Origin of the sequence: Streptacidiphilus sp. MAP12-16, assembly GCF_041262165.1 — a bacterium.
Taxonomy (GTDB): Bacteria; Actinomycetota; Actinomycetes; order Streptomycetales; family Streptomycetaceae; genus Streptacidiphilus.
In genome coordinates this window covers 32,096-57,350 of sequence record NZ_JBGCBY010000013.1, presented here as the reverse complement: position 1 = coordinate 57,350, position 25,255 = coordinate 32,096, and the positions used below count along the sequence as shown (strand labels likewise).

The following is a 25,255-nucleotide window of genomic DNA, read 5'->3' as shown; positions in this document are numbered from 1 at the left end:
AATCCTGCCCCCACCACCGCCGGGAAAGCGAATCCGGCACCAGCGAGAGTCACACGAACAGCGCCATGCGGCGTGCGCGATGACGGCTCGTCCACTCTCGCCGCACACTCTAGGCGGACGTACCTCTACTGGTCGGTACGACGCGCCGGTGCAGGGATACCGTACGCCCTGGGGCGAGATGCCCCCCAATCGGCCCTTACGACCTGGGACGGACGGTTCTCTACTGGGGCAGGATCGGGAAGCTGCCGGTCTCCCCCGCGGTGGCCGGGGCGTGGGCCGTGCCGGCCGCCTGGGCGGCCTCGCGGACGGCGGCGGCGACGGTCTTGGCGACGTCCGGGTGGAACACGCTGGGGATGATGTAGTTCGCGTTGAGCTGATCCGCGCTGACGGTGGCGGCCAGGGCGCGGGCGGCGGCGATCATCATGTCGGTGTTCACGGTGCGGCTCCGCGCATCCAGCAGGCCGCGGAACACGCCCGGGAACACCAGCACGTTGTTGATCTGGTTCGGGAAGTCGCTGCGTCCGGTGGCGACCACAGCGGCGGTCTGCCGGGCCACCGCCGGATCGACCTCGGGGTCCGGGTTGGCCAGCGCGAAGACGATCGCGTCGTCCGCCATCGCCGCGATGTCGTCACCGTCGAGTACGTTGGGCGCGGAGACGCCGATGAACACGTCCGCGCCGCGTACGGCCTCCTTGAGGCTGCCGGTGCGCTCACTGCGGTTGGTGTTGTCGGCGATCCAGCGCAGCGACTCGTTCAGGTCGTCGCGCCCGTTGTGGACGACGCCCTTCACATCCGCGACGGTGGCGTGCCGCACACCCGCGTCCAGCAGCAGCTTCAGGATCGCCGTACCGGCCGCGCCCGCCCCGGACATGACGACCCGTACGTCGCCGATCTCCTTGCCGACGACCTGCAGCGCGTTGGTGAGCGCGGCGAGGACGACGATCGCGGTGCCGTGCTGGTCGTCGTGGAAGACCGGGATGTCCAGGGCCTCGCGCAGCCGCGCCTCGATCTCGAAGCAGCGGGGCGCCGAGATGTCCTCCAGGTTGATGCCCGCGAAGCCGGGGGCGATGGCCTTGACGATGGCGACGATCTCGTCGCTGTCCTGGGTGTCCAGGCAGATCGGCCAGGCGTCGATGCCCGCGAAGCGCTTGAACAGGGCCGCCTTGCCCTCCATCACCGGCAGCGCGGCCATCGGGCCGATGTTGCCCAGGCCGAGGACGGCGGAGCCGTCGGTGACCACGGCGACGCTGTTGCGCTTGATGGTCAGCCGGCGGGCGTCCTCGGGGTTCTCGGCGATGGCCATGCACACCCGGGCGACGCCCGGGGTGTAGATCATGCTGAGGTCGTCGCGGTTGCGGATCGGCAGCTTGGACGACATCTCGATCTTGCCGCCGAGGTGCATCAGGAAGGTGCGGTCGGAGACCTTGCCGATGGCGATGCCGTCGATGGTGCGCAGCTTGTCGACGATCTCCTCGGCGTGGCCGACCGAGGCCGCCGCGATGGTCACGTCGATACGCAGCGATTCGTGACCTGAGGCGGTGACGTCCAGGCCGGTCACGGACCCGCCGCAGGACTCCACCAGGGTGGTGATCTGGCTCACAGCGTTGCCGCGGGCCGGGACCTCCATCCGCACCGTGATCGAGTTCGACACACTGGGCACGGTCGCCATCGACGTTCCTTCTTCCCTACGCGCGCTGCCGGGTTTCGGTTTTCACCCTGATCGTCGCACCTACCGGCGCGTAACTGGAAATAAAGTTCCATTTGGTCGGGGCGGCAGGATGGGGCGGCGGGCGGCCAGGCGTCGGGCACGAGTCGCTGCGGGCTTCGCGCGGCAGGAGAATCTCGTGCGAAGGGAATGCGTTCCCGGGAGGCTTTGTTAGTCTGGGTGTGCGGCACCGGCTCGATCCAAGCCCCCGGGCCCAACCTTAGTCGCTTCGAGCGACCACTTGCCGCGAGGCGAGCATGGCGGGTCGGTGCCGTACTGAGCGTCAGAAAGGGCGCCCCATCCAGCTGGATGGGGCGCCCTTTCGTTGTGTGACCGTCAGATGTGAAGCAGCGCAGGGACTCCGTCCGCGTCGGGCAGGTCCAGCGGCCCGGACAGCACGGTGAGCCGCTGCGTGGCCCGGGTCAGCGCCACGTACAGCACCCGCAGGCCCGCCTCCGACTCGCCCGCGATTCCGGACGGGTCGGCGACGACGGTGGCGTCGTACTCCAGGCCCTTGGCCTCCAGGCTGCCCAGCGCGACCGCCCGATCCCCCAGGTCGGCGATCCAGCCGGCCGCCTCCGCGCGACGGTCCATCGGCACGACGATGCCGACCGTCCCGTCCACCTCGGCGAGCAGCCGCCGCACCTCCGCACGGGCCGCCGCACCCACCTCGTCCTCGGACGCCACCGAGACGAAGCGCGGGTGCACGCCGGTGGAGCGCACCGCGTTCGGGGACGCCGTGCCCGGCGCGGCCTGCGCCAGGACCCGGGCCGCCACCTCGGCGATCTCGGCCGGGTTCCGGTAGTTGGTCGTGAGCGTGTAGCGGCGGCGCGGCTTGGAACCGAGCGTCTCGTCCATCGCGGCCTGGGCCTCGCCGGGGTCGATCCAGGAGCTCTGCGCCGGGTCGCCGACGATGGTCCAGGTGGCCTGGCGGGCCCGGCGGCCGATCATGCGCCACTGCATCGGGGTGAGGTCCTGGGCCTCGTCCACGATGATGTGCGCGTACTCGGTCCGCTCCACCGCCTCGCGGCGCGCGTCGAGGCTGCGCCGGTTGCGCTCGGCGAAGGTGGTGACCTCGTCCAGACCGGTCAGCAGGTCGGCCGCGTCCACCTCGCGGACGCGCGGCCGGGCCGGCTCGCCGAGCAGCACCTGCAGCTCGTCCAGCAGCGCCACGTCGTGGGCGGTCACGCTGCCCTTGCCGTCGTCGTCCAGGTGCCGCCAGGAGGCGGCCAGCAGCCTGACCTCCTGCTGGCTGAGGGCACCGCGCACCTGGCGGGCCACATGGCGCTGGTCGCGCAGGGTCGCCAGGACCCGGCGCGGCGTCAGCGAGGGCCACCAGGCGTCCAGGAAGGCCAGGAACCGCTCGTCGTCGCTGACGTGCTCGTCGAAGCCCTCACGCTCGCGCTGCTGCTGCTCCCGGTCGACCCGCTCGGCGGGGCGCGGCCTGGTGCGCAGCAGCAGCGACCACAGGGCGTCGAGGAGCAGCCTGCGGGCGCGCGGCCGCAGCAGGTTGATCGGAGTGCCACCGGTGCCCAGAACGCTGCGGCGCAGGTTGCGCAGTGTGTTGGCGTCCAGCCGCAGCACCTCGCCGAGCGCGGCGACGCGCAGCTCGGCGGGGGTCCGCTGGGTGTCCAGGGCCTCACGGGCGGCGCGGCGCATCAGCGCGACCATCCGCGAGGAGCCCTTGATCCTGGCCACCTCCGGGCTGTCGTAGGCGTCCGCCTCGACGCCGTCCACCAGGCTGCCGACGGCCCGGATCGCGACCTGGCCCTCCTCGCCCAGCGCGGGCAGGACGCCCTCGGTGTACGAGACCAGCAGCGGCGTGGGGCTGACCACCAGGATGCCGCCCGCGTAGCGGCGGCGGTCCTGGTAGAGCAGGAACGCGGCGCGGTGCAGCGCCACCGCGGTCTTGCCGGTGCCGGGGCCGCCGGTGACCAGGGTCGCCCCGGTCGCCTGGGCGCGGATCACGATGTCCTGCTCCTGCTGGATGCTGGAGACGATGTCGCGCATGGTGTGGCTGCGGGCCCGGCCGAGGGTCGCCATCAGCGCGCCGTCGCCGACGATCGCCAGCGGGCGTCCGTCCAGGACCGGCTCCAGGTCGGGGCGCAGCAGGTCGTCCTCGACGCCGAGGACGCGGCGGCCGCGGGAGCGGATGACCCGGCGGCGGACGACCCGTCCGGGCTGCAGCGGGGTGGCCCGGTAGAAGGGTGCGGCGGCGGGGGCGCGCCAGTCGATGACCAGCGGCCCGTACTCGGTGTCGAGGACGCCGAGGCGGCCGATGTGCAGGGTCTCGGCGACGGCGGGGTCGGCCGGGTCCAGCGGCGTCTGCGAGGGGAAGCCGTCCTCCTCGGGGCCGTCGGGCTGCTGCAGGTCGATGCGACCGAAGAGGAAGTCCTCGAACTCGCTGTTGAGCCGCTGCAGGTGGGCGCCGGCGCGGAACACCTGGGCGTCGCGCTCGGCGAGCGCGCCCGGGGTGCCGACCTGCACCTTGCTGCTGGCGTCGTTGAGGATGAACTCGGCCTCGGCGAGCTTCTCCTCCAGCCGGTGGTACACCCGGTCGAGGTGCTGCTGCTCGACGGCGATCTCACGGTCCCGGAGCGTGTCCGCGTGCGTGTTGCTGCTCGTGTCCGCGTGGATGTCGCTGGGCGCGGTCAAGGGGCCCCCTGTTGTACGTGGTGTGCGGCGCCTCCCCTGTGGCAGCTTCCCGTGCTGGGAACTCTCCTCGGCGTCTCGACTCGACATCTCGGCGCGAAGAAAGGGGGACGGACGATCGTACGTCATCCGCCCGTGCCGGCGTGCGCGCGCCCGGCTACGGAACGCGTACGGTCACAGCACGTCTCGGCTACAGGCTCGGCTACAGGCAGCCGCCGGAGTCGGGCGCGGCGTCCGGGATCGGGTCCGGGGCCGGCGGCGCGGCGCCGGCCGGGTCCAGGGCCAGGCGGTAGCCGCGCTTCACGACCGTCTGGACGATCCGCGGGGCGCCCAGGGCCTGGCGCAGCCGGGCCATCGCCGTCTCCACGGCGTGCTCGTCCGCGCCGCAGCCCGGCAGCACCCGGAGCAGCTCGGACCGGGGGACCACCCACCCCGGGCGCCGGACCAGGGCCCTGAGCAGCGCCATCGCGGCGGGAGGCAGGGGCTTGAGCTCGCCGTCGACCAGGGCGGCCTGGCCGCGCACCTCCAGGGCGTGTCCGGCGGCGGAGAGGCGCTGGGCGCGCTGCGGCAGGTCCGCGGTGACGGTCTGCACCATCGCGCCGAGGCGGGCCCGGGTGGGCTGCAGCGAGTCGATGTCGCGTTCGTCCAGGGGCGCCGCGGTGACCGGGCCGACGCACACCGGCAGCACGGTGCGCCGCAGCGCGGTCTCCACCTGCTCGCGCAGTCCGCGGTCCGCGGCGCGTTCCAGCAGGCCCATGACGGCAGGAGCGCTGGTGAAGGTGAGTGCGTCCAGGCCGCCGTTGCACACGGCGTCGATGATCCGGTCGAGCGGCGCCAGGTCCAGCGGGGGCAGCCAGCGGTAGACGGGGACGACGACGACCTCGGCGCCGGCCGCCTCCAGCGAGGCGACGAAGTCGCCCTGCGGCGCGCCGTGCAGCTGGACGGCGACACGGCGGCCGTCCACACCGTCGTCAAGGAGGCGTTCCAGCACCTCGACGGACGACTCGGACGCGGGGGACCACTCCTCGACCAGGCCGGCGGCGCGGATCGCGCCCCGCGCCTTGGGCCCCCGGGCCAGCAGTTGCGCCTTGCCGAGCCGCTCGAGCAGTGGCTCGCCGAGTCCCCACCCCTCGGCGGCCTCCACCCACCCCCGGAAGCCGATGCCGGTGGTCGCGACCACCACGTCCGCGGGCCTCTCGATGAGTTCGCGGGTCGCGGCGAGCAGCTCGGTGTCGTCCAGCAGCGGCACGATGCGCAGCGCCGCCCCCTGCACGACGGCGGCACCGCGCCGCTGCAGCAGCGTGCCGAGCTCGTCGGCGCGCCGCGCGGCGGTGACGCCGACGGTGAAGCCGGCGAGCGGCGGAATGCCGTCGTCCGTGCGGAGGCGGGGGTGCTGGGTGCTCATCGGGTCTCTCCGGTTGGCCGAACCCTGGGGGGCCAGGCTGAGGCATGGGGGTTACCACGGTGTTGCGACGAGGTTAGCTCCGGCGCTCAGACCTCGGCATACGCGGGAACGGGGGCCTGGGCGGCGGCTGCGGGGGCGGGCTTGCGGAGGTAGACGGCCCAGGTGACGGCGAAACAGAGCCCGTACGCCGCGAGGAAGCCGACGAAGGCGGGGGTACCGGTCTTCGCTGTGAGGAAGGACTCACGGAAGGCGAGGTTGATGAGTACGCCGCCGAGCGCGCCGACCGCGCCGACCAGGCCGATGACCGCGCCGGAGAGGCGCCGCGCCCAGGCCTCGTCGTGGCCTGCGGCCTGCGCCTTGGCCTGGAAGATGCCGGGGATCATCTTGTAGGTGGAGCCGTTGCCGAGTCCGGAGAAGACGAAGAGGGCGATGAAGCCGACCAGGAACACCGGCAGCGACTTGGCCTGCGAGGCGTAGACGACCACCGCCGCCGCGGCGGCCATCGCCAGGAAGTTGTAGAAGGTGACCCGGGCGCCGCCGAAGCTGTCGGCGAGCCGGCCGCCGACCGGGCGGATCAGGGAGCCGAGCAGCGGGCCGATGAAGGTGAGTTCGGCCGCGCCGAGCGGGGTGCGGTGGAACTGGTTCTGCAGCACCAGGCCGAAGGCGAAACTGAAGCCGATGAAGGAGCCGAAGGTGCCGATGTAGAGCAGCGACATGATCCAGGTGTGCGGCTCGCGGACGGCCGCGCGGAAGCTCCTGGTGTCGTTCTTCATGGGCGCGAGATTGTCCATGAACAGTGCGGCGCAGAGCGCCGCGACCACGACCAGGGGCAGGTAGATCGCGATGACGGTGCGGGGGTGGGTCGCACCCGCGCCGAGGATCACGGCGAGCGCCACCAGCTGGATCACCGGCACGCCGAGGTTGCCGCCGCCTGCGTTCAGGCCGAGCGCCCAGCCCTTGAGGCGCAGCGGGTAGAAGGCGTTGATGTTGGTCATGGAGGAGGCGAAGTTGCCGCCGCCGACCCCGGTCAGCGCGCCCACCAGCATGAACGTGGTGTAACTGGTTCCGGGGTTCATCACGATCGCGCCGACCGCGAGCGGCAGGAGCAGCAGCGCGGCGGAGACGATCGTCCAGTTGCGTCCGCCGAAGCGGGCCACCGCGAAGGTGTAGGGCACCCGCAGCACCGCGCCGACCAGGGTGGGGACTGCGACCAGGAAGAACTTCCCGGCGGGGTCGATGTGGTACTTCGGGCCCATGAAGAGCACCATCACCGACCACAGCGACCACACCGAGAAGCCGATGTGCTCGGAGAAGACGGAGAAGGCCAGGTTGCGCGCGGCGGTACGGCGTCCGGTGGACTCCCAGAAGCCCGGGTCCTCCGGGTTCCACTCCTGGATCCAGCGTCTGCCGGTTGCCGTTCCTGCGGTCTCGGTGCCCGTGACTTCGGTGCTCATCGCGCGTCCCCTTCCATGAGGTTCCCTGAGGCTGCTGGAAGGTGACGCTAGGGTGCCGGGATTTCCCTTCGGATGACCCTGTGTCACGCGTGCGGAACCGTCCACTCACCCGGCGTGAGGTCCTGCTGTGAGGGCGCCCGGCCCACTGCGCCTCACTGCGGGACTCACTGCGGGACTCACTGGGGGCGAGGGAAACCGACCGTGTACTCCTCGACGCCGGGAGCGTGGAACCGCACCAGCTTCCCCGCCTCGTCGTTCACCTGCTCCTGCTCGGCGTCGCTGAGCTCGGCGAACGCGCTGACCACCACGGTGGGCCCGGCCTTGCCGAGTTTCAGCGACCACGCGCCGCGCACCACGCCGTCCATCAGGAACGCAGCCGGGTAGCCGTTGCGCCTGCCGAGGGCGGCCTGGTCCTCGGGAGTGATGATCCGGCTGCGGTCCTCGTACCCGAGCACGGCGTTGTCGTAGTCGGGCAGGAAGCGCATGGGAGCAGGGGTGTCCTCGTGGGGGCGCGGAGCGTCGGGGAGGTCGAAGAGCTCCCGCCCGGTCACGGCGTCGGCGAAGGTACGGAACTGCGGGCGCAGCCGCTCGAACACCTCGGCGAGCCGGGTCAGCCCGGACCACGCCTGCGCGTCGCAGACGCTCGCCGGGCCGAACGCGCCCAGGTACCGCAGCACCATCGCGTCCGGCGAGGGCTTGGGGTCCACCGGGCGCCCGAGCCAGTGCTCGACGGTGGTGGACGTGGTCTGCGACGACCTCCCCCACAGCCCGCGCGGCGGCACTTGGACCAGCGCCAGGCCGTCCCGTACCGCCCAGGCCAGGGTGGAGGGGTCGTAGCCGGGGTAGCGCTCCAGCAGCGCGGCGCCGAGCCTGGCGTTCGTCATGGGCTCGCGTTCCAGCAGGGCCCGGGCCGAGGCGGCGAAGTCGCCCGGGTCGATCCCGGCCAGGGCGCGGCGGTAGACGTTCTTCCCGTACGGCCCACGATCGTTGATCGGTTGGCAGAGCGGGCGGAAGCTGAGCGCGTCGGCGGCGCTGAGCAGGTGGATGGTGCCTCGCATTGCCGAGATCCGGACCACCTCGCGGTCGCGCATCAGCCGCGACAACTCCTCGGGGTCAAAGCCGAGCAGCCGCGACCACAGCCCGACATACGGCGCCACGGGGATCTGTGATTGCATTCCGGCCAGGAACTCCACCGTCTCCAGCACCCCGCGCCGCTCCCGGGCCAGCAGCATCTGCCGAGCGAGCAGCGCACGGTTGAGGGCACGAGCGGACAGCTTCTCCATGCCCCGTACATTACGAGGCACGGCATGCCGAAGCGGCGCCTTCCTGACGGAAGACGCCGCTGTCGACGATCGGACCAGCGCACGCCTGCTGAGGCTGCGGTGGTGGAGGTGGCGGGAATCGAACCCGCGTCCTGTGGTGTGAAACCAGGGCTTCTCCGAGCGCAGTCCGCTGTGCTTTTCTCGGCCCCGGCAGTCACGCGGACAAGCCGCCGACAGGCCCAGTCACTGTTTGGTTTCCCGTTCCACCCCGTGACCGGGTGAAACGGTGGAGTTCCCTAGATTATGCCAGGGTCCGGGACGGGAACGCGCCCGGTCTGACACCTTCAGTTACTCGCTCAGGCGGCGAGGCTGAAGGAATCGCGCTTGGAGTTGGCGATTATAGTTTGCGGCACGTGGTTTACGAGATCATTGCCGCGTTTCTCGGCTCGCTTCCCCTGGTTCGACATCCCCAGTCGAAACCGATCACCCCCGAGGGGGTTATGCATTTGTCAATGCAGGCTCTCCAGCTGCCTGCAACTCCACGTGGACCTGGGGGGTCCTGCGGAACACCGCCATCCTACGGCCCCGCCGAGGCGTCGGTCCAGCTCATTACCCGCGCATCAGCCCTGCGCGCGGCGGCGCACCGCCGACAGGGCGCGGTCGGTCTCGCGGCGGTCCTGCTTCTCCCGCAGGGTCTGCCGCTTGTCGTGCAGCTTCTTGCCCTGTGCCAGGGCAAGCATCAGCTTGGCCCGGCCGTCCTTGAAGTAGAGGGACAGCGGAACGAGGGTGAAGCCCGACTCGCGGAGTTTTGAGTCCAGCTTGCGGATCTCCTCCTTGTGCATCAGCAACTTGCGCTTGCGCCGGGCCGCGTGGTTGGTCCACGTGCCCTGTGCGTACTCCATGATGTGGACGTTGTGCAGCCACGCCTCACCGTTGGTGATCTCCGCGAAGCCGTCCACCAGCGAGGCGCGGCCCGCGCGGAGCGACTTGACCTCGGTGCCGGTCAGCACCATGCCGCACTCGATCTCATCCAGGATGTTGTAGTCGTGCCGCGCCTTCTTGTTCTGCGCGACCATCTTGCGTCCGGGGTCTTTTACCTTGGCCATGATGCGGATCATTCTCGCACTCGGGGACGGGTGACGGCACTGAGGTTAATGGCAGGCTACTGACTGTCGACGCCGGCCAGGTCGTCCAGGACGGTGATCGCGGTGCGCTCCGCCGCCTGCGGCCCGGCTGCGGGCGGCACCAGGACGTCGGGGGTGATCCCGGCGCCGTCCAGATCGCGTCCGGCCGGGGTGCGGTAGTGGCCGACAGTGCGTTCCAGGACCGCGCCGCTGGGCAGCGTCGTGGGCTGCTGCACCGCGGCCTTGCCGAAGGTGCGCGAGCCCACGACCACCGCCCGGCCACGGTCCTGCAGGGCGCCGGTGAGCAGTTCCGCCGCGCTCATCGTGCCGCCGTCGACCAGGACCACCAGCGGGGTCGAGGAGTCGCCACCGCGAGCGGCGGTGAGCCACAGCGGCTCGCCGTCGTCGGCGCGGTACGAGGCGACCGGGCCGCCGTCGAGGAAGGCCGAAGCGCTCGCCACCGCCTCGTCCACCAGGCCACCCGAGTTGCCGCGCAGATCGAGCAGAATGCCCTTGCCGCGCTCTCCGCCCGGCAGCACCCGGCGCTCGCGGACCGCAGCCACGACCTGGTCACCGGTACCGGCGGTGAACGCGGACAGGACGATCCTGGTGATCCCGGCGTCCGGATGGTCCACCACCACGTCGTCGGCGTCCAGCAGTTGGCGGTGCAGCACCACGTCGTGAACCCGCCCCCGGCTCAGCAGCCCGAGCCTGACCGCGCTGCCCGCGCTCGGGCCGGTGCCCCGCAGCAGCGCCACGACCTCAGTGACGGGCAGGCCGGTCACCTCGCGGCCGTCGATCCGCAGCAGCCGGTCCCCGCTGCCCACCGCCGCCTGCGCCGCCGGTCCGTCCGGACGGACCCTGGAGACGCTGACGGAGCCGTCCGGGCTCCGGGTCACCCACAGCCCGACTCCGGCGTAGTGCCCGGCCAGCGCCTCGGTAACGCTCGCGAACTGCTGTGCCGTGTAGAGCGCCGACCAGCGGTCGCCGCTCTGCGCGACCCAGCGAAGTGCGGCGTCGTCGCTGCTGATTCGCGGGACCGGCAGCGCGTTCTGGTGCGACGCGACGGGCTGCTGGAGATGCCCCTCGCTGCCCCAGGCGCCGGTCGCCGCTCCCGTCGCCAGCACCGCCCCGAACAGCAGGCCCAGGGCCAGATGGAGGCGGAAATGCGGATAGCTACCGGACATGCTGGTTGAGTCTAGGGGTGGTGAGGGCGACGCAAGGTGCGTACGCAGCAGAACGCCCCGGACGCAGTACAGCGTCCGGGGCGTTGATCGTACCGAGCGACGATCAGACCTTCAGGTACTTACGCAGCGTCAGGAAGGCTGCGACGGAGGACATTCCCACACCCAGGACCAGCATCAACGGCATGACCTGGAAGACCGGGCCCCAGCCGATGAAGTTGATGAGTGCGATCTGCTTCTTCAGGAACTGGTCGATCAGCAGGTACTTGCCGAGCGCCAGCATGCCCGACGCGAGCGCCGCGCCGACGACGGCGGCGAACGCCGCCTCGGCGATGAACGGCATCTGCACGTAGTAGTTGGACGCGCCGACGAGTCTCATGATCCCGGTCTCGCGTTTGCGGCTGAACGCGGACACCCGGACCGTGTTGACGATGAGCAGCATGGTGACCGCCAGCATGATGCCCATCACCACCAGGGCCACCACCTGAGCGCCGTTGAGCAGGTTGAACAGCGGCTTCAGCACCTCGCTCTGGTCCTGGACCTTGAGCACCCCGGGCTGACCGCCCACCAGGCCGGAGACGATCTGGTACTTCTGCGGGTCCTTGAGCTTGATCCGCAGCGAGTTCTCGAAGGAGTCCGCGGACAGCGAGGGCAGCAGCGGGTTGTTGGGGTCCTGCTTCTTGTAGGCGTCCAGCGCCTGCGCCGGGGTCTCCGTGTAGAAGTGCTCAACCAGGCCGGTCTTCTCCAACTGCGCCTGCACGGAGTCCATCTGACTCTGGGTCGCCGGACCCGAGGCACAGTTGGCGTTCACCGAGCCCTGGGCGGCGTCGGCCTTGTTGCAGAAGTAGACCGACACCTCGATCTTCCCGTCCCAGTAGCCACGCATGTTGCTGACCTGGTCACGAAGTAGAAGCGCTGCTCCCGCCAGGGCGAGCGAGAGCGCCACGCTCACGACGACCGCGATGGTCATCGTCAGATTGCGGCGGAGACCGACAGCGATCTCCGACATGACGAACTGTGCTCGCATGACTTCCTAGCTGGTCGGGGCGTCGGCCTGGTGCGGACGCCGAAGACGTGTGGAGGCGGGCTGGGGACGGCTCAGTGCTGGTAGCCGTAGACGCCGCGGGACTGGTCTCGGACCAGGTGGCCCTGGTCGAGCTCGATGACGCGCTTGCGCATCTGGTCCACGATCGCCTGGTCGTGGGTGGCCATCAGCACCGTGGTGCCGGTCCGGTTGATCCGGTCCAGCAGCTTCATGATGCCGACGGAGTTCTGCGGGTCGAGGTTTCCGGTCGGCTCGTCCGCGATCAGCAGCATCGGACGGTTCACGAAGGCGCGGGCGATGGCCACGCGCTGCTGCTCACCGCCGGACAGCTCGCCGGGCATCCGGTCCTGCTTGCCGGCCAGACCGACCAGTTCGAGGACCTCGGGGACGACCTTGCTGATCACGGCCCTCGGCTTGCCGATGACCTCCAGCGCGAAAGCGACGTTCTGGCCCACCGTCTTGTTGGGGAGCAGGCGGAAGTCCTGGAACACCGTGCCCAGCTGGCGCCGCATGTGCGGAACCTTCCAGTTGGACAGCTTGGCCAGGTCCTTGCCCAGCACATGGACCTCGCCGACGCTCGGGCGTTCCTCGCGCAGGATCAGCCGGAGGAAGGTCGACTTGCCCGAGCCGGACGAGCCCACCAGGAAGACGAACTCGCCCTTTTCGATCTCGAGCGTGACGTTGTCCAGTGCGGGACGGTTCTGCTTCGGATAGGTCTTGGAGACGTTGTCGAATCGGATCACGGCTGCATCACGGTCGGCCAGTCTAGGTGGAACGGGGGACGCGGGTTCTGATAATCCGGAACCTCGCACCCCGCCTCGTGGACAGGGACAGGTCTGTTGGTGGAGCCGCGCCGCAGGGCGTTGGTCAGCTCCCCCGGTTGGCCGACCTTACGCGAAGCCGACGCCCGCTCCCAGTCGCGAGCACGGAAAGGTGGGAGAGTTCACGGCTAAATGGGATGAAAATGTAATAAAGGGACGAGAGAATTGGATAGTCGCACGGCCGTGGTCACTCACTGCGATCATCCTGTTGCGGGTCTGCCGCCGTCCCGCTGCCGGGCCGGAATCCCTTCGTGGGAAGGGAACCCGGCTGGATCGCGTTCGGCATGGCACAGTGGAGGGAACCCACCCGGCATGGTGTCTCGTTGGGCAGGTCGGAGGAGGAGATCGAGATGACGCTCGACCGTCTGGTGTGCGCCAACTGTGCAGGGCCGGTGGCCGAGGGCCGCTGCCCCACCTGCCGCGCGAGCAGGCAACGGCTGCAGGAGCAGCAGGGACTCTTCGGTTCGCTGTCCCCGGCCGCGCTGATCGCCCTGCTCACGGCCCTCATCGCGTGCGCGCTGATAGCGCGGCACGCCTTCGCCTGACCGCACGGAGTCCGCGCGGAAACCTACATAAGCCGCACGAGCCGCATAAGCCGCATAAGCCGCAGCAAAACGCCAGGCCTCGGGAGTCCGCTCCCGGGGCCTGGCGCACGTCGTTACTCAGCTCGGCGTTAGTCCGCTCGGCGTGGGTCCGCTCAGCCGGCGTGCCGGGGCGCGGTACGCGGGCCGAAGCGGAACACCAGCCCGCCGGCGAACAGCGTGACGCCGCCGGAGAACAGCCAGGGAATGCTGCGGTCGGCGCCGGTCTCGGCGAGGACCTGCCGGGCCGCGGGCTGGCTCATCGTGGCGCTCGGCTGCGGCGCCGGCACAGCCCCTGAGGCGGAGCCGGACGCGGCGCCGGAGGGGGCGACCCCGCCGGACGGGACGGTACTGGGCACGACGGGCGCCGCGGGGGCGCTCGCGCTGCGGCTCGCCCCAGGGGCTGCGCCGGTGCTCGGGGAACCACCGGCCGCAGCGGAGGGCGAGGACGAGTCGCCTCCCGCCGTCGACGCCGACGCCGAGTCGCTGACCGTCAGGAGCGGGAGGGACGGGAGCGCGAGTCCGCCGGAGCCGACCTGCGGGCCGTCGATCACCTTGCCCGGAGCCAGAGCCGGCGCCGTGACGGCGTTGGCCACGCCGGTGACCATCAGCCCGGTGCCGGACAGCGCCAGCGCCGCAGCGGCGACGCGTACGGCACGCGATCGTATGCCGCCGCTCCTCTTCCGGTGTCCGCGACGTGCAATGGCCACAACGGCCCCTCTCACCACTCCGGTTCCTGCCCGCATCGGGCATTGCGGGCCAGCATGGTGAATCACACCCGGTAACGTCAACGGCGATCTGTCCCCTTTTGGGGGCAGATCGCCGTGACAGGTAGGAATATTGGCGGAGTGTTACCTCGAACTACGCCGACTTCTCGTTCTGCTTGCGCCAGCGGATCCCGGCCTCGATGAAGCCGTCCAACTCGCCGTCCAGCACCGCCTGCGGGTTGCCGACCTCGTACTCGGTGCGCAGGTCCTTGACCATCTGGTAGGGGTGCAGCACGTACGAACGCATCTGGTTGCCCCAGGAGTTGCCGCCGTCCTTCAGCGCGTCCATCTCCGCCTTCTCCTCCTGGCGGCGGCGCTCGAGCAGCTTCGCCTGGAGAACGTTCATCGCGCTGGCGCGGTTCTGGATCTGCGAGCGCTCGTTCTGGCAGGAGACGACGATGTTGGTCGGGAGGTGGGTGATCCGGACCGCCGAGTCGGTGGTGTTGACGCCCTGGCCACCGGGGCCCGAGGAGCGGTAGACGTCCACGCGCAGTTCGGACTCGTCGATCTCGACATGGTCGCTCTTCTCCACGACCGGCAGCACCTCGACGCCCGCGAACGACGTCTGGCGGCGGCCCTGGTTGTCGAACGGCGAGATACGGACCAGGCGGTGGGTGCCCTGCTCGACCGAGAGCGTGCCGTAGGCGTACGGGACCTTCACGCCGAAGGTCGCCGACTTGATCCCGGCCTCCTCCGCGTACGAGGTGTCGTAGACCTCGGTCGGGTAGCCGTGGCGCTCGGCCCAGCGCAGGTACATGCGCATCAGCTGCTCGGCGAAGTCGGCGGCGTCCACACCACCGGCCTCGGCGCGGATGTTGACCAGGGCCTCACGGGCGTCGTACTCGCCGGAGAGGAGGGTGCGGACCTCCATCTCCTCCACTGCCTTGCGGACGGACGCCAGTTCGGTCTCGGCCTCGGCCCGGGTGTCCGCGTCGTCCTCGGCCTCGGCGAGCTCGAAGAGCACCCCGAGATCCTCGACCCGGCTGCGCAGGTTCAGCACCTTGCGCAGCTCGCCCTGCAGGTAGGAGAGCTTGCTGGTGACCTTCTGCGCGCTCTCGACGTCGTCCCAGAGGTCGGGAGCGGCGGCCTGGTCCTCGAAGACCGCGATGTCGGCCCGGATCTTGTCGAGGTCGACCACAGCCTCGATCGACGTCATAGTCGATTCGAGGGACTTGAGTTCTTCGGAAGGATCGATGGCTGCCACGTGACCAGCCTAATGCTTCCGACGGCGGCCTCCTGCCGGATATACGTCCGGTATACGTCCGGGCAGGCACGGTGGACCTCCGCCGCCGGCGAGCGAGCGGGCGGCTGTGGGCGGCGGCTGTGGGCGGCTAGGAGGGTGCTGAAGATCTAGGCCGGATCAGGGAGCGGCGTCATGCGACTTCGATTGCAAGGCGGAGGAGGGAGCCAACCGTGGTTGGTTGGCGACCGACGACAACGCGGCAAGCGGAGTCGCAGGGCGTCGCGAGCCCGGCCTAGATCTTCAGCACCCTCCTAGCGGCTGTGCGTGTAGCGCAGGCCGCCGGCCGGGGTGCGCAGGAACAGGCCCACGCCGGTCGGGTCCGAGTACGCGGCGGGCTCGCCGACGCCGTCCGGGAGGCGGCCCGCGGTCCAGTTGGAGCCCTGGGCGCTGCCCGCCGCCTCCACCCCGGACGCGGCGAAGACGTACTGGACGCCGCCCGGGGCCTCGACCGCGTCGGGGCGGGTGGGGGCGGTGACGCCGGTCACGGGCTGGGCGGGGTACCAGACGCCGTTCAGGGCCTGGGTGCGCTGCAGGGCGCCGCCGTCGGCGGGCTGGACGAAGGCGTCGATGCGGCCGCCGCCCTCGGCGATCAGTGCCGGCGCGCCGGTGACGCGGCCGGCCGTGAGAACCGTCTGCCAGGCGCTCCACGCGCCGTCGACGTAGGAGGTGGTGACCAGGTCGGTCCCGATCCGGGCGACCAGGTCGATGCGGTCGCCGTTGGCCGCCGCTGCGGGCGGCGAGTCGATCGGGGTGCGTGTGCCCAGCATTCCCCAGGCGCTGTCGGCCCAGTGGCCGGCGCTCAGCGTGCGCTGGTAGACCAGGCCGTCGGTGCCCCGGGCGAACAGCCGCAACCGGCCGTCCGACAGCACGACGGGGGCGGGTTCGCCGCTGACCTGTATGCCGGTGAGTTTGCCCCAGCTACCGAAGCCGGTGCCGGTCCGGGTCAGGTAGCGCACGTAGCCGTCCGCACCGGTGCCGAAGACGTACGCGGTGCCGCCGAGACCGACGGCCCGCACCCCGCCGGCCAACGGGACCGGGGGCGCGGGGGCGTCGGCCCAGGCCGTCCAGGCCGGCAGCGTCGCGGCGGCGGATGGCGCCGAGGCGTCGACCTGGCCCGCGACCGGCGCCTGCGACAGCCCGGAGGCGCCGGTGCGGTCCGCGCCGGGAGTCGGGGTGGCGCTGGTGCCGGCGCTGTCGCTGCCCTGGGTGTGCCTCCGGCTGCTGCCGTTCCCGTCGCCCGCGAACGCCTTGTACGCGCCGACGGCGCCGGCGATGACCACCAGGGCAACGACGCCGGCGAGCAGGCGACGACGACGGCGCACGGCTGCGCCCGCGCCGCTGCGCTTCGCGCCGGCGTGGCGGTGGGCGCTGCGCGCGGCCGCGGGCCTGGCTCCGGAGCCGCCCGTCGCCTTGGCGGCCTTCGCCGCGCGCTCGGCGCGGGAGGCCGCGGCGAACGAGGCGAGTTCCTCGCGGCTGGGACGGCGCAGGCTGGTGTGGGTGTCCCGGTTGGAGTCGGGCTGGGCACCGGGGACCAGCGGCACGGCGGGGCCGCGCCTGCGGCGGGGACGCCTGGGCTCGTCGTCGTCCAGGCCGTCCGGATCGTCGACGTGGCCGAAGTCGCTCATCCCGGCCAGGTCGCCCAGGTCACCCCGGTCGCCCTGGCCGTTCCGGTCGTAGTCGGTCGGCGGCCCGGAGGACGGCGCGTCCGGGTGGCTCACGCTGAGGGCGGGCAACCCGGCGAGCGCGGGCAACTGCTCGCGCAGCCGTGCGGCCAGCTCCGAGGCCCGCAGCCGGGAGGCGGGGGCCTTCGCCAGGCACTGCGCGATGATTTTCCACAGGTCGTCGGGCAGCCCGGGCAGCGGGGCGACGCTCTCGGTGACGTGCCGTCGCAGCACCGCGCCGGTGTGTCCGCCGCCGAACGGCGTGAAGCCCGCCAGCAGCTCGTACAGGACGGTGGCGAGGGCGTAGATGTCGACGGCGGCGCGCGGCTCCAGTCCCTCGATGACCTCAGGGGCGAGGTAGTCGGGGGTGCCGATGATCCTGGTGGCGCGGGTCCGGCGGGGCGCGTCGACGAGCCGGGCGATGCCGAAGTCGGACAGTTTCGCCCGGGGCGCGCCGCCCGGACCTGGCGAGGACGCCTGGTCGAGGAGGATGTTCTCGGGCTTCACGTCGCGGTGGACGATGCCGGCGGCGTGCGCGACGGCGAGGCCTTCGGCCACGTCGGCGGCGATGGAGACGGCGGCCTCCGGGGCGAGCGGGCCCTCGCGCTCCAGGCGGGAGCGCAGGTCGGTGCCGTGGACCAGCTCCATCACCAGGGCGAGATCGTCGCCGTCCACGACCAGGTCGTGCACGCCGACGACGCGGGCGTGGTCCAGGCTGGTGAGGGCGGTGCGTTCCTGCACGAAGCGGCCGACCAGGACCTGATCGGAGGCCAGGTCCTCGCGAAGCAGTTTGATCGCCACCGGCCCCTCGGGGCCTTCGCCGAGCCAGACGGTGCCCGCCGAGCCACGGCCGATCACCTGGTGCGCGGTGTAGCGGCTGCCGATCTTGCGTGCCAAGGCTGCTCCGTGCACATATGAGGAAACTGGCCGGTGTGTCAGCGACCAAAGTACGCGGAATGGGGCCGCATGGGGGAACCAGACGCGCGTTACTGCAGGTCAGATGTCGACAAAACGTCAATCCCGATAGTGGGGGCAGTCGCTGGAGTCCTGTGTCGCCGGAGCGCGGGTCAACACGGGTCACTGCCCCGAGGTCGGCAGCGTGGGGCCGCCGCCGGGGATCTTGGGGATGTTGTTCTTGACCTTGTTGACCGTGCCGGTGACGTTGTTCCACCACAGGACGAGCTGGTGCCACCACCCCTGCACGTTGTGGATCCAGTGCTGCATGGGCGTGAAGTACCAGACGGCCGCCGCGATCACGGCCAGCAGCAGCAGCGCGCGCAGGCAGCCCCCGCCGGGGATCCGCCGCCGACGGCGCGGGGGGCGGGGTTCGCGCTCCCTGCGCGGTGCGGGCTCCGGCTCCCGCTCGGGCTCGCGACGGGGCGCGCGCTCCGGCGCGGGCCGAGGCGCGGTGCGCGCGGCACGCCGCGGCTCGGGTCGCTGCGGCTCGGGCGGGTTCGTGTCGGGAAGGTAACCCTGGGGTGCGGCCCGGTACTGCGGCTGGGCCTGAGGCTGAGTCTGAGGCTGGGTCTGGGCCGCCTGCAGCGGCTGCGGTGCGCGGTACGGGGGCGGGGCCACCTGCGGCAGCGGCTCCGGCCCGGTGGGGAACCGGTAGTCGACGCGGGTCTGCTCGTTCCGGGTGCGCGCGGCACGCAGCTGGTTCTCCCACGGGTGCGGGCCCGCGGGCTGCGGCGACTCCGCCTGCTGGGCCGCCGCGGGCGTCGGCATGGCCCGTGTCCGCTCGGCCGCGCCGTACTGGCCGTTCGGCGGCAGCACCTGGGTGCGGTCCGCCGCCCCCTGGGGCAGGACCTGGGTCGGATCGGCCGCTCCGAAGGCCGCCGCCACCGTCTGCGCCGACGGGTCGTACCGCACCCCGTTCGGCAGCGTCGGGTCGCTGCCGCCGGGCACCGGCGGCGGGATCAGCAGTTGGCCGACCGCGAAGGCCGCGTCGATCTGCGCCGGGGAGGCGTGCACACCGACGCCCGCCGCGACCGTCCGCAGCGCTGTGGCGAGCGCCACAGCGCCGGGACGCCGCGCGGGGTCCTTGCGCAGGCAGTGCTCGATCACCGTCCACAGTGGTTCGGGCAGGTTGCGGGGGCGCTGCGGCTCCTGCGAGAGGTGCGCCTGGAGGATCTGCAGCGGGCCGTCGCCGTGGAACGGCGGCTGCCCGGTCAGCAGCTCGTACATCATGATCCCCGCGCCGTAGATGTCCACGGCGGCCGTCTGCGGGCGGCCCTCGGCGGACTCAGGGGCGACATACGCGGGGGTGCCGACGAACTCCTGGGTGCGGGTGAGGCCGGGCGAGTCGGCGAGCCGGGCGATACCGAAGTCGGTGAGCAGCGGATGCATCTGCGCCGCTCCGTCGGCGCCGCGTACCTCGGCCAGCAGCACGTTCGCGGGCTTCAGGTCCCGGTGCACCACGCCGTCGGCGTGGCTGGCGGCGAGCGCGTCGGCGATCTGCGCCATCAGCAACGCCCCGGCGACGGGGCTCAGCGGGCCGTGGGCGCGCAGATAGCGGTGCAGGTCGGGACCTTCGACCAGGTCCATGACCAGTGCCAGCAGCTCGCCCTCCACGACCAGGTCACGGACCCGGACGATGTTGGGATGCACCAGGCGCAGCAGCACCGAGCGCTCCCGGAGGAAGCGCATGACCACATCCGGGTCGGTCGCCAGCTCCTCCTTGAGGACCTTGATCGCGACCTGGTGGCCCGAGTCGCCGCCCGACTCGTCCCGGACCCGGGCGCGCCAGACCGTCCCGGTGGCACCGCGTCCCAGCGGCTCCTCCAGCAGGTACTTACTGCCAACCGGCCGCACCCGTGCGCTCCTCGTCCTGCCTCTGCGCCGTAGGTGGACCGGTCCCCCCGGCCCTGCTCCGGCTTTCCGGCTGTGTGCTCTCGCTCTTCCGACTTACCTCGTGCGAGGCAACACTAGGCCCCTACCCCGAGGACGTCCTGCCGGGTGCCGGAAGTTCCCAAGATCACTGGATCGGGTGCCGGGAGCGAGTTGTCGGTGGCGGATGGGAGGATGCAGTCAGCACCGTGGCGCCCACCCCGCGTACGGGGGCTGCTCGTTGAGTACGCACCGGGTGGGCAGGCGGGTGCTGGACGCCAGGAGCTGGCGCCCAGTGCTGGGCGGAAGGGGCCAGGGACGATGCAGATCCGGCTGAGCGTGCTCGCGGCGCGCGACGGCGCTCCGTCGGCGCGGACGCATGTCCCGGGCCAGAACCGGGGCCCCGGCCAGGGCCCCCACCAGGATCGGAGCCAGGGCCGGCTCCCGGTACAGGTCGCCGACGTGCTCGTGACGGCCCCCGTGGGCACCACCCTAGGGGCGGTCGCGGGCGCACTCGCGGGCGCGGTCGGCGCGCGGTCGGGGTCGCGCGGCGGACGCGCGGCCACCCACGTCCACCTGTACGCCGGCGACCAGCGCCTGGACGAGCGCGCCGTGCTCGGCCACCCCCCGCTGGTGGACGGCGCGGTGCTGCGCCTGGACGACCCCGACCCCGACCACGTCACGGCCGCGGACACCCCCGACTCCCCCGCCGAGCTGCGGGTCGTCGGCGGCCCGGACGCGGGCGGAATCCATCTGCTGCTCCCCGGCCGGGTGCGGGTCGGCCGCTCCGCCGAGGCGGACGTACCGCTGGACGACCCCGACGTGTCCCGCTTCCACCTGGCCCTGGACGTCGCCGCCGACGGCCGGGTCACCCTCGCTGATCTCGGCTCCACCAACGGCACCAGCCTGGACGGCCTGCTGGTGGGCCCCGAGCCGCGTCCGGTCCCGCCGGGCGCCCTGATCGGCCTCGGCGAGTCGGCCCTCCTCGTCTCCCCCGGCAACCGCAACCGCAACCGGACCGGTCGCGCCGATCTGATCCCGGACGGACGGGGCCGACTGCAGGTCGCTCCGCGACCGGCGACGACCCTGAGCACGGTGCCGCTCGGCAGCCCCGCCGGTCCGAGCAGCCCGGGCGGTCCCACCGCGAGCGGCTCGGGCAGCACGCCCGCGCCCAGAGTGCCGGGAAGCCGCGCCCGCGGGCTGCTCGCGCGCGGCGGGGAGCGCCTGCTGCGCGGACGCGCCTCGATCCCGGGCAGGTCCGACGGCGGTGGAAACGCTCAGCCCGGGGGCCGTACGGCCGGTGCCGGTGCAGGCGGTGCCGATGGCGGTGGTGCCGATCACCGCAGTGTCGATCACCGCAGTGCCGATCCACGCAGTGCCGATCCACGACATGCCACCCGAGGCCGCGCGACGGAGCCGGGCCTCGGGCAGGGCGCAGGCCTCGGCGTAGGCGCCCGCGGCGCAGCAGCGGCCGCACCGGCGGGAGCGACGCCCCCGCACGGCGTGCGGATGCCCTCCTCGCGTCCCTCGCCCGCCGTCGACGCGCGTCGCTGGCCCGACCCGGCCGAGCTGCTGCACACCGCGCTCGGCCCCGGCCCACGGCTGTGGGAACGCGGCCCCGACCACCCCGACGCGCTGACCCTCCGGCTCGGCAGCACGGACCACCAGGCCACCCCGGTCACCGTCGACCTGCGCGCGGTCGGCAGTCTCGGCGTGGCCGGTCCGCACCCGCGGCTCTCCGGTCTGGCCCGCGCCCTGATCGCCCAGCTGGCCGTTCTGCACAGCCCCAGCACGCTGGAACTCGTCCTGATCGCCGCCGATCCGGCCCGCCCGGCCGAGGTGCGGGCCGACGAGTGGTCCTGGCTGTACTGGTTGCCGCAGCTGCGCCCCACCCGAGGCCAGCCCTGTCGCCTGCTCACCGCCCTCGACCCGGACCAGGCCCTCGCCCGCCTCACCGAGCTCGTCCCGGGCGGCGGAAGCGGAGCCGGCGGCGGCCCGGCTCGCTCCGGCACGCACACCGTCCTGGTCGTGGACGGCGATCCGGGCAGCGCCGCGGCCCGCGAGGCGCTGGGCGGGGTGCTGGCCCACGGTCCGGCCGAAGGCGTCCACGCGCTCTGCCTGGCCGAGCGCCCCGACCTGCTGCCGCACGGCTGCGGGGCCACCGCCGCCGTCACCGGCGAGGTCGGCACCCTGCTCACGCTCGAACGCCCGATCACCTCACCCGGCGTCAGCACGCACGGCGGCCAGCACCGCGCCGCCCCGGCCCACGAGTTGGTGGAAGGCGTGGCGCTCGACGCCGTCTCCGCAGCCTGGGCCGAGCGGCTGGCCCGCGCCCTCGCCCCGCTGCGCGAACCCGACGGCAGCCGCAGGCCGGGCCGGGGTGCCCTGCCCGACGCCCCCAGGCTGCTCGACCTGCTCGGCCTCGACCTGGTGACCCCGGCCAAACTGTCCAGCCGCTGGGCGGAGTTCCAGGTCGCGTCCGGCGCGCTGCCGGCCATCGTGGTCGGCTCCGACCGGGACGGCCCCTGCGGGCTCGACCTGACCGGGCACCTCCTGGTCGGCGGGGCACCCGGCTCCGGCCGGACCGAACTGCTGCGGTCCCTGCTCGCGTCCCTGTCCGTCACCGAGCGGCCGGACCGCCTCGGCATCCTGCTGATCGAGGGCCGCCCCTCGCCGGACCCGAGCGGCGGGCTCCGCCCCTGCATCGAACTTCCGCAGGTCACCGGCTACGTCGACGGCGCCGACCCGCTGCGTCTTGTGCATGCCGCCCAGGCCCTGCTCGGCGAGCTGGACCGGCGCGACGTACTGCTCCAGGGACGTTCCTTCGCCTCCTGGTACGCCGAGCGCGCACTCTCCCAACTCGCGCCCCCGCGCCGTCCCGCCGACGACTACCTGGCCGTTCCGACAAGCCCCCCTGCCGGCCGGCTCGCCGTCGACACGGCGCCGCCCGCGCGGCTGCTCGTGGTCGTCGACGACCACGACGAGCTGCTGCTCCCCGGCCGGGAACGAGCCGCCCTCGCCTCCGCGTTGGACACGGTCGCGGTCCGGGGCCCACGACTCGGCATCCACCTCGTCGTCGCCACCGGCCGCCCCGACCGCAGCAGCGGCACGGACCTCGACGAGGCCGCGCACCTGCGCATCGCGCTGCGCACCGACGACCCTCGGCTGTCGGCCCTGCTCATCCACGTCGACGAGGCCGCCTCGGTGCCCGAGGACCGCCCGGGTCGCGGCTACGTCCGGCACGCCGACGGTGGCGTGACGGCCTTTCAGGCGGCGCGCGTCAGCGGGCGGATCCCCCGCACGGCGACTCTGCGGCCGACCGTGGCCCCGCTGGACTGGGCCGCCATGGGCGATCCGCCGGCCCGCCGGCCGGTCCGCGAGCTCGGCAACGGCCCGACCGACCTCGCCCTGCTCGCGAGCGCCCTCCAGCGCGCGGCCGACACCCTCGACGCCGCCCCGGTACCGCCGCTGCTCTAACTACTGTCGTTCATCCCTTGACCGATCCGGCCAGCAGTCCGCGCACAAAGTAGCGCTGGAGGCCGAAGAACACGCACAGCGGGATCACGATGGAGATGAACGCGCCCGCCGTCAGGATCTCCCAGTGGTCGCCGAAGGAGCCGGAGAGCTGGGCCAGCCGGACGGTCAACGGGGCGACCTCGGCCGTGCCCCCGGCGAAGGTCAGCGCGACCAGCAGGTCGTTCCAGACCCAGAGGAACTGGAAGATCGCGAAGGACGCCAGGGCCGGGGTCGCCAACGGCAGCACGATGGAACGGAACACCCGGAAGTGGCTCGCACCGTCCACCCGGGCGGCCTCGATGAGGTCGTTGGGGAGCTGCGCGATGAAGTTGTGCAGCAGGAAGACCGCCAGCGGCAGCGCGAACATGGTGTGCGAGAGCCACACCGGCGCGTAGGTGCCACCCAGCCCCAGGCTGGGGAAGATCGTGGTGCTGCCGATGTGGGCCCCGCCCGAGTACAGCTGGAGCAGCGGGACCAGGGCCATCTGCAGCGGTACCACCTGCAGCGCGAAGATCACGAAGAAGATGACGTCGCTGCCCCGGAAGCGCACCCAGGCCAGGGCGTACGCCGCCATCGAGGCGAGGGCCAGCGGGAAAATGGTGGCCGGGACGGTGATCGCCAGCGAGTTGACCAGATACGGCATCAGGCCGTTGCTGACGCCGAACCCGCCGTTGAAGAGCACGTCGTGGTAGTTGGACAGGGTGATGCCCGGGTGCGAGAAGAAGGTCCACCAACCGGAGGTGGCCACGTCCTTCTCCGGCCGCAGCGAGGTGGCCAGCAGGCCGAGCGTGGGGATCGTCCACACCACGGTCAGCAGGATGACCAGGAAGGACGCGATCGGGCTGCTGAAGGCGCGTCTGACCGCCCTGGCGCCGGTCTGACCGCCCGCCTTCGCCGGTTCTGTGGCGACGCTGTCCTCGCTCATCGGGTTGCACGCTCCCTGCGCAGCTGGACGATGTTGTAGCCCACCAGGGGCAGCACCGCGACGAAGAGGATCACCGCGAGCGCGCTGCCCCGACCGACGTTGAACTGGACGAACGACTGCGAGTACATCTCGTTCGCGAGTACCTGGGTGCCGAAGTTCCCGCCGGTCATGGTGCGGATGATGTCGAAGAGCTTCAGCGTCGTGATCATCACCGTGGTGAGCACCACGACCAGGGTGTTGCGGATCATCGGGATGGTCACGTGCTGGAACAGCCGCCAGCCTCGCGCGCCGTCCAGTACCGCCGCCTCGGTGATCTCGTCCGGGATCGCCTTGATGGCGGCGGAGAGAACGACCATGGCGAAGCCGGTCTGCACCCAGACCATGATCACCATCAGCAGGAAGTTGTTCAGCGGATGGGAGAGGATCCAGTTCGGCGGGTTGCGCCAGCCCAGCCAGATGCAGATCTGGCTGAGCAGCCCGATCTGCGGCTGCGAGGACTCGCGGTAGTTGTAGACGAACTTCCAGATGATGCTCGCGCCGACGAAGGAGATCGCCATCGGCATGAAGATCAGCGACTTGTACAGGGCCTGCCGCTTGAGCCGGTCCACCAGCAGCGCCAGCACCAGTCCCAACGCGGTCGCGGCGACCGGGGCGACCACGATCCACAGCAGCGTGTTGAGCAGCACCTGGTGGATGTCGCTCGCGGTGAACGCCCACCCGTAGTTCTTGCCGCCCAGGAAGTGGGAGCTGTCGTCGTTGAAGAAGCTGAGGTAGATCGTCCGAACGGCGGGGACGACGAGGCCGATCAGCAGGAGCAGCACGGCCGGGCCGAGGAAGATCCCGACGGCGAGCGGTTTGGAGATCCGTCCTGTGGCGCGCCCCGCCGCGAAGAAGATCAGCAGCAGCACTGCGACGAAGACCACGATGGCGCCGGCGGCATTGCCGAACTTGGTCAGCGCGTCAGCCCACATACGCGAGGCGCTCCTTCGGTGGTTGCTCGGGAGTGGTGGCGGGGATGGAGGCAGCAGGGAAGCCGGGGGGGGTGGCGGGGGTGCGGCACCCTGCTCAGCTGCCGCACCCCCGG

The 25,255-nt window shown here is 71.8% G+C and carries 16 protein-coding genes, 1 other RNA gene and 1 pseudogene; 2 read left to right on the top strand and 16 right to left on the bottom strand.

Annotation, left to right across the window (positions count from 1 at the left end):
- Window positions 1-220: 220 nt before the first annotated feature.
- From ABIA33_RS18880 to ftsE, 10 genes are all read right to left on the bottom strand, one after another.
- Entirely contained in the window at window positions 221-1,669 is a 1,449-nt protein-coding gene (locus ABIA33_RS18880; RefSeq protein WP_370083033.1) for an NAD-dependent malic enzyme, read from the bottom strand.
- A 372-nt stretch (window positions 1,670-2,041) separates the two neighbouring features.
- Window positions 2,042-4,447 carry a UvrD-helicase domain-containing protein gene (locus ABIA33_RS18875; protein ID WP_370083031.1) on the bottom strand — a complete coding sequence of 802 codons (2,406 nt, stop codon included), beginning with the start codon at window positions 4,445-4,447 and terminating at the stop codon, window positions 2,042-2,044.
- Window positions 4,448-4,559: 112 nt separating this feature from the next.
- Window positions 4,560-5,762, bottom strand: a complete 1,203-nt coding sequence (locus tag ABIA33_RS18870; RefSeq protein WP_370083029.1) for a uroporphyrinogen-III synthase — start codon at window positions 5,760-5,762, stop codon at window positions 4,560-4,562.
- Window positions 5,763-5,848: 86 nt separating this feature from the next.
- Window positions 5,849-7,216: a nitrate/nitrite transporter gene (locus ABIA33_RS18865; RefSeq protein WP_370083027.1), complete on the bottom strand. Its 1,368-nt coding sequence runs from the start codon at window positions 7,214-7,216 to the stop codon at window positions 5,849-5,851.
- Window positions 7,217-7,392: 176 nt separating this feature from the next.
- Complete coding sequence (locus ABIA33_RS18860) at window positions 7,393-8,499, bottom strand: winged helix DNA-binding domain-containing protein (RefSeq protein WP_370083025.1); 1,107 nt, start codon at window positions 8,497-8,499, stop codon at window positions 7,393-7,395.
- Window positions 8,500-8,599: 100 nt separating this feature from the next.
- Window positions 8,600-8,969, bottom strand: a transfer-messenger RNA (tmRNA) gene (gene ssrA, locus ABIA33_RS18855).
- A gap of 129 nt (window positions 8,970-9,098) precedes the next feature.
- Window positions 9,099-9,584 carry an SsrA-binding protein SmpB gene (smpB, locus tag ABIA33_RS18850; RefSeq protein WP_370083023.1) on the bottom strand — a complete coding sequence of 162 codons (486 nt, stop codon included), beginning with the start codon at window positions 9,582-9,584 and terminating at the stop codon, window positions 9,099-9,101.
- A gap of 56 nt (window positions 9,585-9,640) precedes the next feature.
- Window positions 9,641-10,789 carry a S41 family peptidase gene (locus ABIA33_RS18845; RefSeq protein WP_370083021.1) on the bottom strand — a complete coding sequence of 383 codons (1,149 nt, stop codon included), beginning with the start codon at window positions 10,787-10,789 and terminating at the stop codon, window positions 9,641-9,643.
- Between the two features lie 103 nt (window positions 10,790-10,892).
- Window positions 10,893-11,813 carry a permease-like cell division protein FtsX gene (ftsX, locus tag ABIA33_RS18840; protein ID WP_370083020.1) on the bottom strand — a complete coding sequence of 307 codons (921 nt, stop codon included), beginning with the start codon at window positions 11,811-11,813 and terminating at the stop codon, window positions 10,893-10,895.
- A gap of 71 nt (window positions 11,814-11,884) precedes the next feature.
- Window positions 11,885-12,574 carry a cell division ATP-binding protein FtsE gene (gene ftsE, locus ABIA33_RS18835; protein WP_370083018.1) on the bottom strand — a complete coding sequence of 230 codons (690 nt, stop codon included), beginning with the start codon at window positions 12,572-12,574 and terminating at the stop codon, window positions 11,885-11,887.
- A 428-nt stretch (window positions 12,575-13,002) separates the two neighbouring features.
- Here ftsE and ABIA33_RS18830 point away from each other — a divergent pair, with 428 nt between their 5' ends.
- Window positions 13,003-13,197, top strand: coding sequence for a hypothetical protein (locus ABIA33_RS18830; RefSeq protein ID WP_370083016.1), 195 nt, complete (start codon window positions 13,003-13,005; stop codon window positions 13,195-13,197).
- 152 nt (window positions 13,198-13,349) lie between these two features.
- Here the strand turns inward: ABIA33_RS18830 and ABIA33_RS18825 are convergent, their stop codons facing one another.
- The 4 genes and pseudogenes from ABIA33_RS18825 to ABIA33_RS18810 all read right to left on the bottom strand — a co-directional run bounded on the left by ABIA33_RS18825 (window position 13,350) and on the right by ABIA33_RS18810 (window position 19,715).
- The gene (locus ABIA33_RS18825) at window positions 13,350-13,943 is read right to left on the bottom strand and encodes a hypothetical protein (protein WP_370083014.1); all 594 of its coding nucleotides are present in this window, start codon (window positions 13,941-13,943) and stop codon (window positions 13,350-13,352) included.
- 151 nt (window positions 13,944-14,094) lie between these two features.
- Window positions 14,095-15,204 carry a peptide chain release factor 2 gene (gene prfB, locus ABIA33_RS18820; RefSeq protein WP_370083012.1) on the bottom strand — a complete coding sequence of 370 codons (1,110 nt, stop codon included), beginning with the start codon at window positions 15,202-15,204 and terminating at the stop codon, window positions 14,095-14,097.
- A 1,295-nt stretch (window positions 15,205-16,499) separates the two neighbouring features.
- Window positions 16,500-17,801: pseudogene (locus ABIA33_RS18815) on the bottom strand (serine/threonine-protein kinase); the annotation flags it as partial.
- A 180-nt stretch (window positions 17,802-17,981) separates the two neighbouring features.
- Window positions 17,982-19,715, bottom strand: coding sequence for a protein kinase (locus tag ABIA33_RS18810; RefSeq protein ID WP_370083010.1), 1,734 nt, complete (start codon window positions 19,713-19,715; stop codon window positions 17,982-17,984).
- Window positions 19,716-20,051: 336 nt separating this feature from the next.
- On the opposite strand from ABIA33_RS18810, the gene ABIA33_RS18805 reads away from it, so the two are divergent.
- A complete protein-coding gene (locus ABIA33_RS18805; protein ID WP_370083008.1) occupies window positions 20,052-23,207 on the top strand; it encodes an FHA domain-containing protein in 3,156 nt (1,051 codons plus the stop codon).
- A 10-nt stretch (window positions 23,208-23,217) separates the two neighbouring features.
- On the opposite strand, the gene ABIA33_RS18800 is transcribed toward ABIA33_RS18805, so the two are convergent.
- Window positions 23,218-24,171 carry a carbohydrate ABC transporter permease gene (locus ABIA33_RS18800; protein WP_370083006.1) on the bottom strand — a complete coding sequence of 318 codons (954 nt, stop codon included), beginning with the start codon at window positions 24,169-24,171 and terminating at the stop codon, window positions 23,218-23,220.
- Window positions 24,168-25,142, bottom strand: coding sequence for a carbohydrate ABC transporter permease (locus tag ABIA33_RS18795; protein ID WP_370083004.1), 975 nt, complete (start codon window positions 25,140-25,142; stop codon window positions 24,168-24,170). Before ABIA33_RS18795 ends, ABIA33_RS18800 begins: the two co-directional genes overlap by 4 nt.
- Between the last annotated feature and the right edge of the window lie 113 nt (window positions 25,143-25,255).

Excerpts from the sequence above, each read along its gene's own strand:
- ABIA33_RS18795 (WP_370083004.1), bottom strand. The coding sequence starts at position 25,142 with ATGTGGGCTGACGCGCTGACCAAGTTCGGCAATGCCGCCGGCGCCATC.
- ftsX (WP_370083020.1), bottom strand. The coding sequence starts at position 11,813 with ATGCGAGCACAGTTCGTCATGTCGGAGATCGCTGTCGGTCTCCGCCGC.
- ABIA33_RS18875 (WP_370083031.1), bottom strand. The coding sequence starts at position 4,447 with ATGTCGAGTCGAGACGCCGAGGAGAGTTCCCAGCACGGGAAGCTGCCA.
- ABIA33_RS18845 (WP_370083021.1), bottom strand. The coding sequence starts at position 10,789 with ATGTCCGGTAGCTATCCGCATTTCCGCCTCCATCTGGCCCTGGGCCTG.
- ABIA33_RS18830 (WP_370083016.1), top strand. The coding sequence starts at position 13,003 with ATGACGCTCGACCGTCTGGTGTGCGCCAACTGTGCAGGGCCGGTGGCC.
- ABIA33_RS18805 (WP_370083008.1), top strand. The coding sequence starts at position 20,052 with ATGCAGATCCGGCTGAGCGTGCTCGCGGCGCGCGACGGCGCTCCGTCG.
- ABIA33_RS18870 (WP_370083029.1), bottom strand. The coding sequence starts at position 5,762 with ATGAGCACCCAGCACCCCCGCCTCCGCACGGACGACGGCATTCCGCCG.
- ABIA33_RS18860 (WP_370083025.1), bottom strand. The coding sequence starts at position 8,499 with ATGGAGAAGCTGTCCGCTCGTGCCCTCAACCGTGCGCTGCTCGCTCGG.
- ABIA33_RS18800 (WP_370083006.1), bottom strand. The coding sequence starts at position 24,171 with ATGAGCGAGGACAGCGTCGCCACAGAACCGGCGAAGGCGGGCGGTCAG.
- smpB (WP_370083023.1), bottom strand. The coding sequence starts at position 9,584 with ATGGCCAAGGTAAAAGACCCCGGACGCAAGATGGTCGCGCAGAACAAG.
- ABIA33_RS18865 (WP_370083027.1), bottom strand. The coding sequence starts at position 7,216 with ATGAGCACCGAAGTCACGGGCACCGAGACCGCAGGAACGGCAACCGGC.
- ABIA33_RS18880 (WP_370083033.1), bottom strand. The coding sequence starts at position 1,669 with ATGGCGACCGTGCCCAGTGTGTCGAACTCGATCACGGTGCGGATGGAG.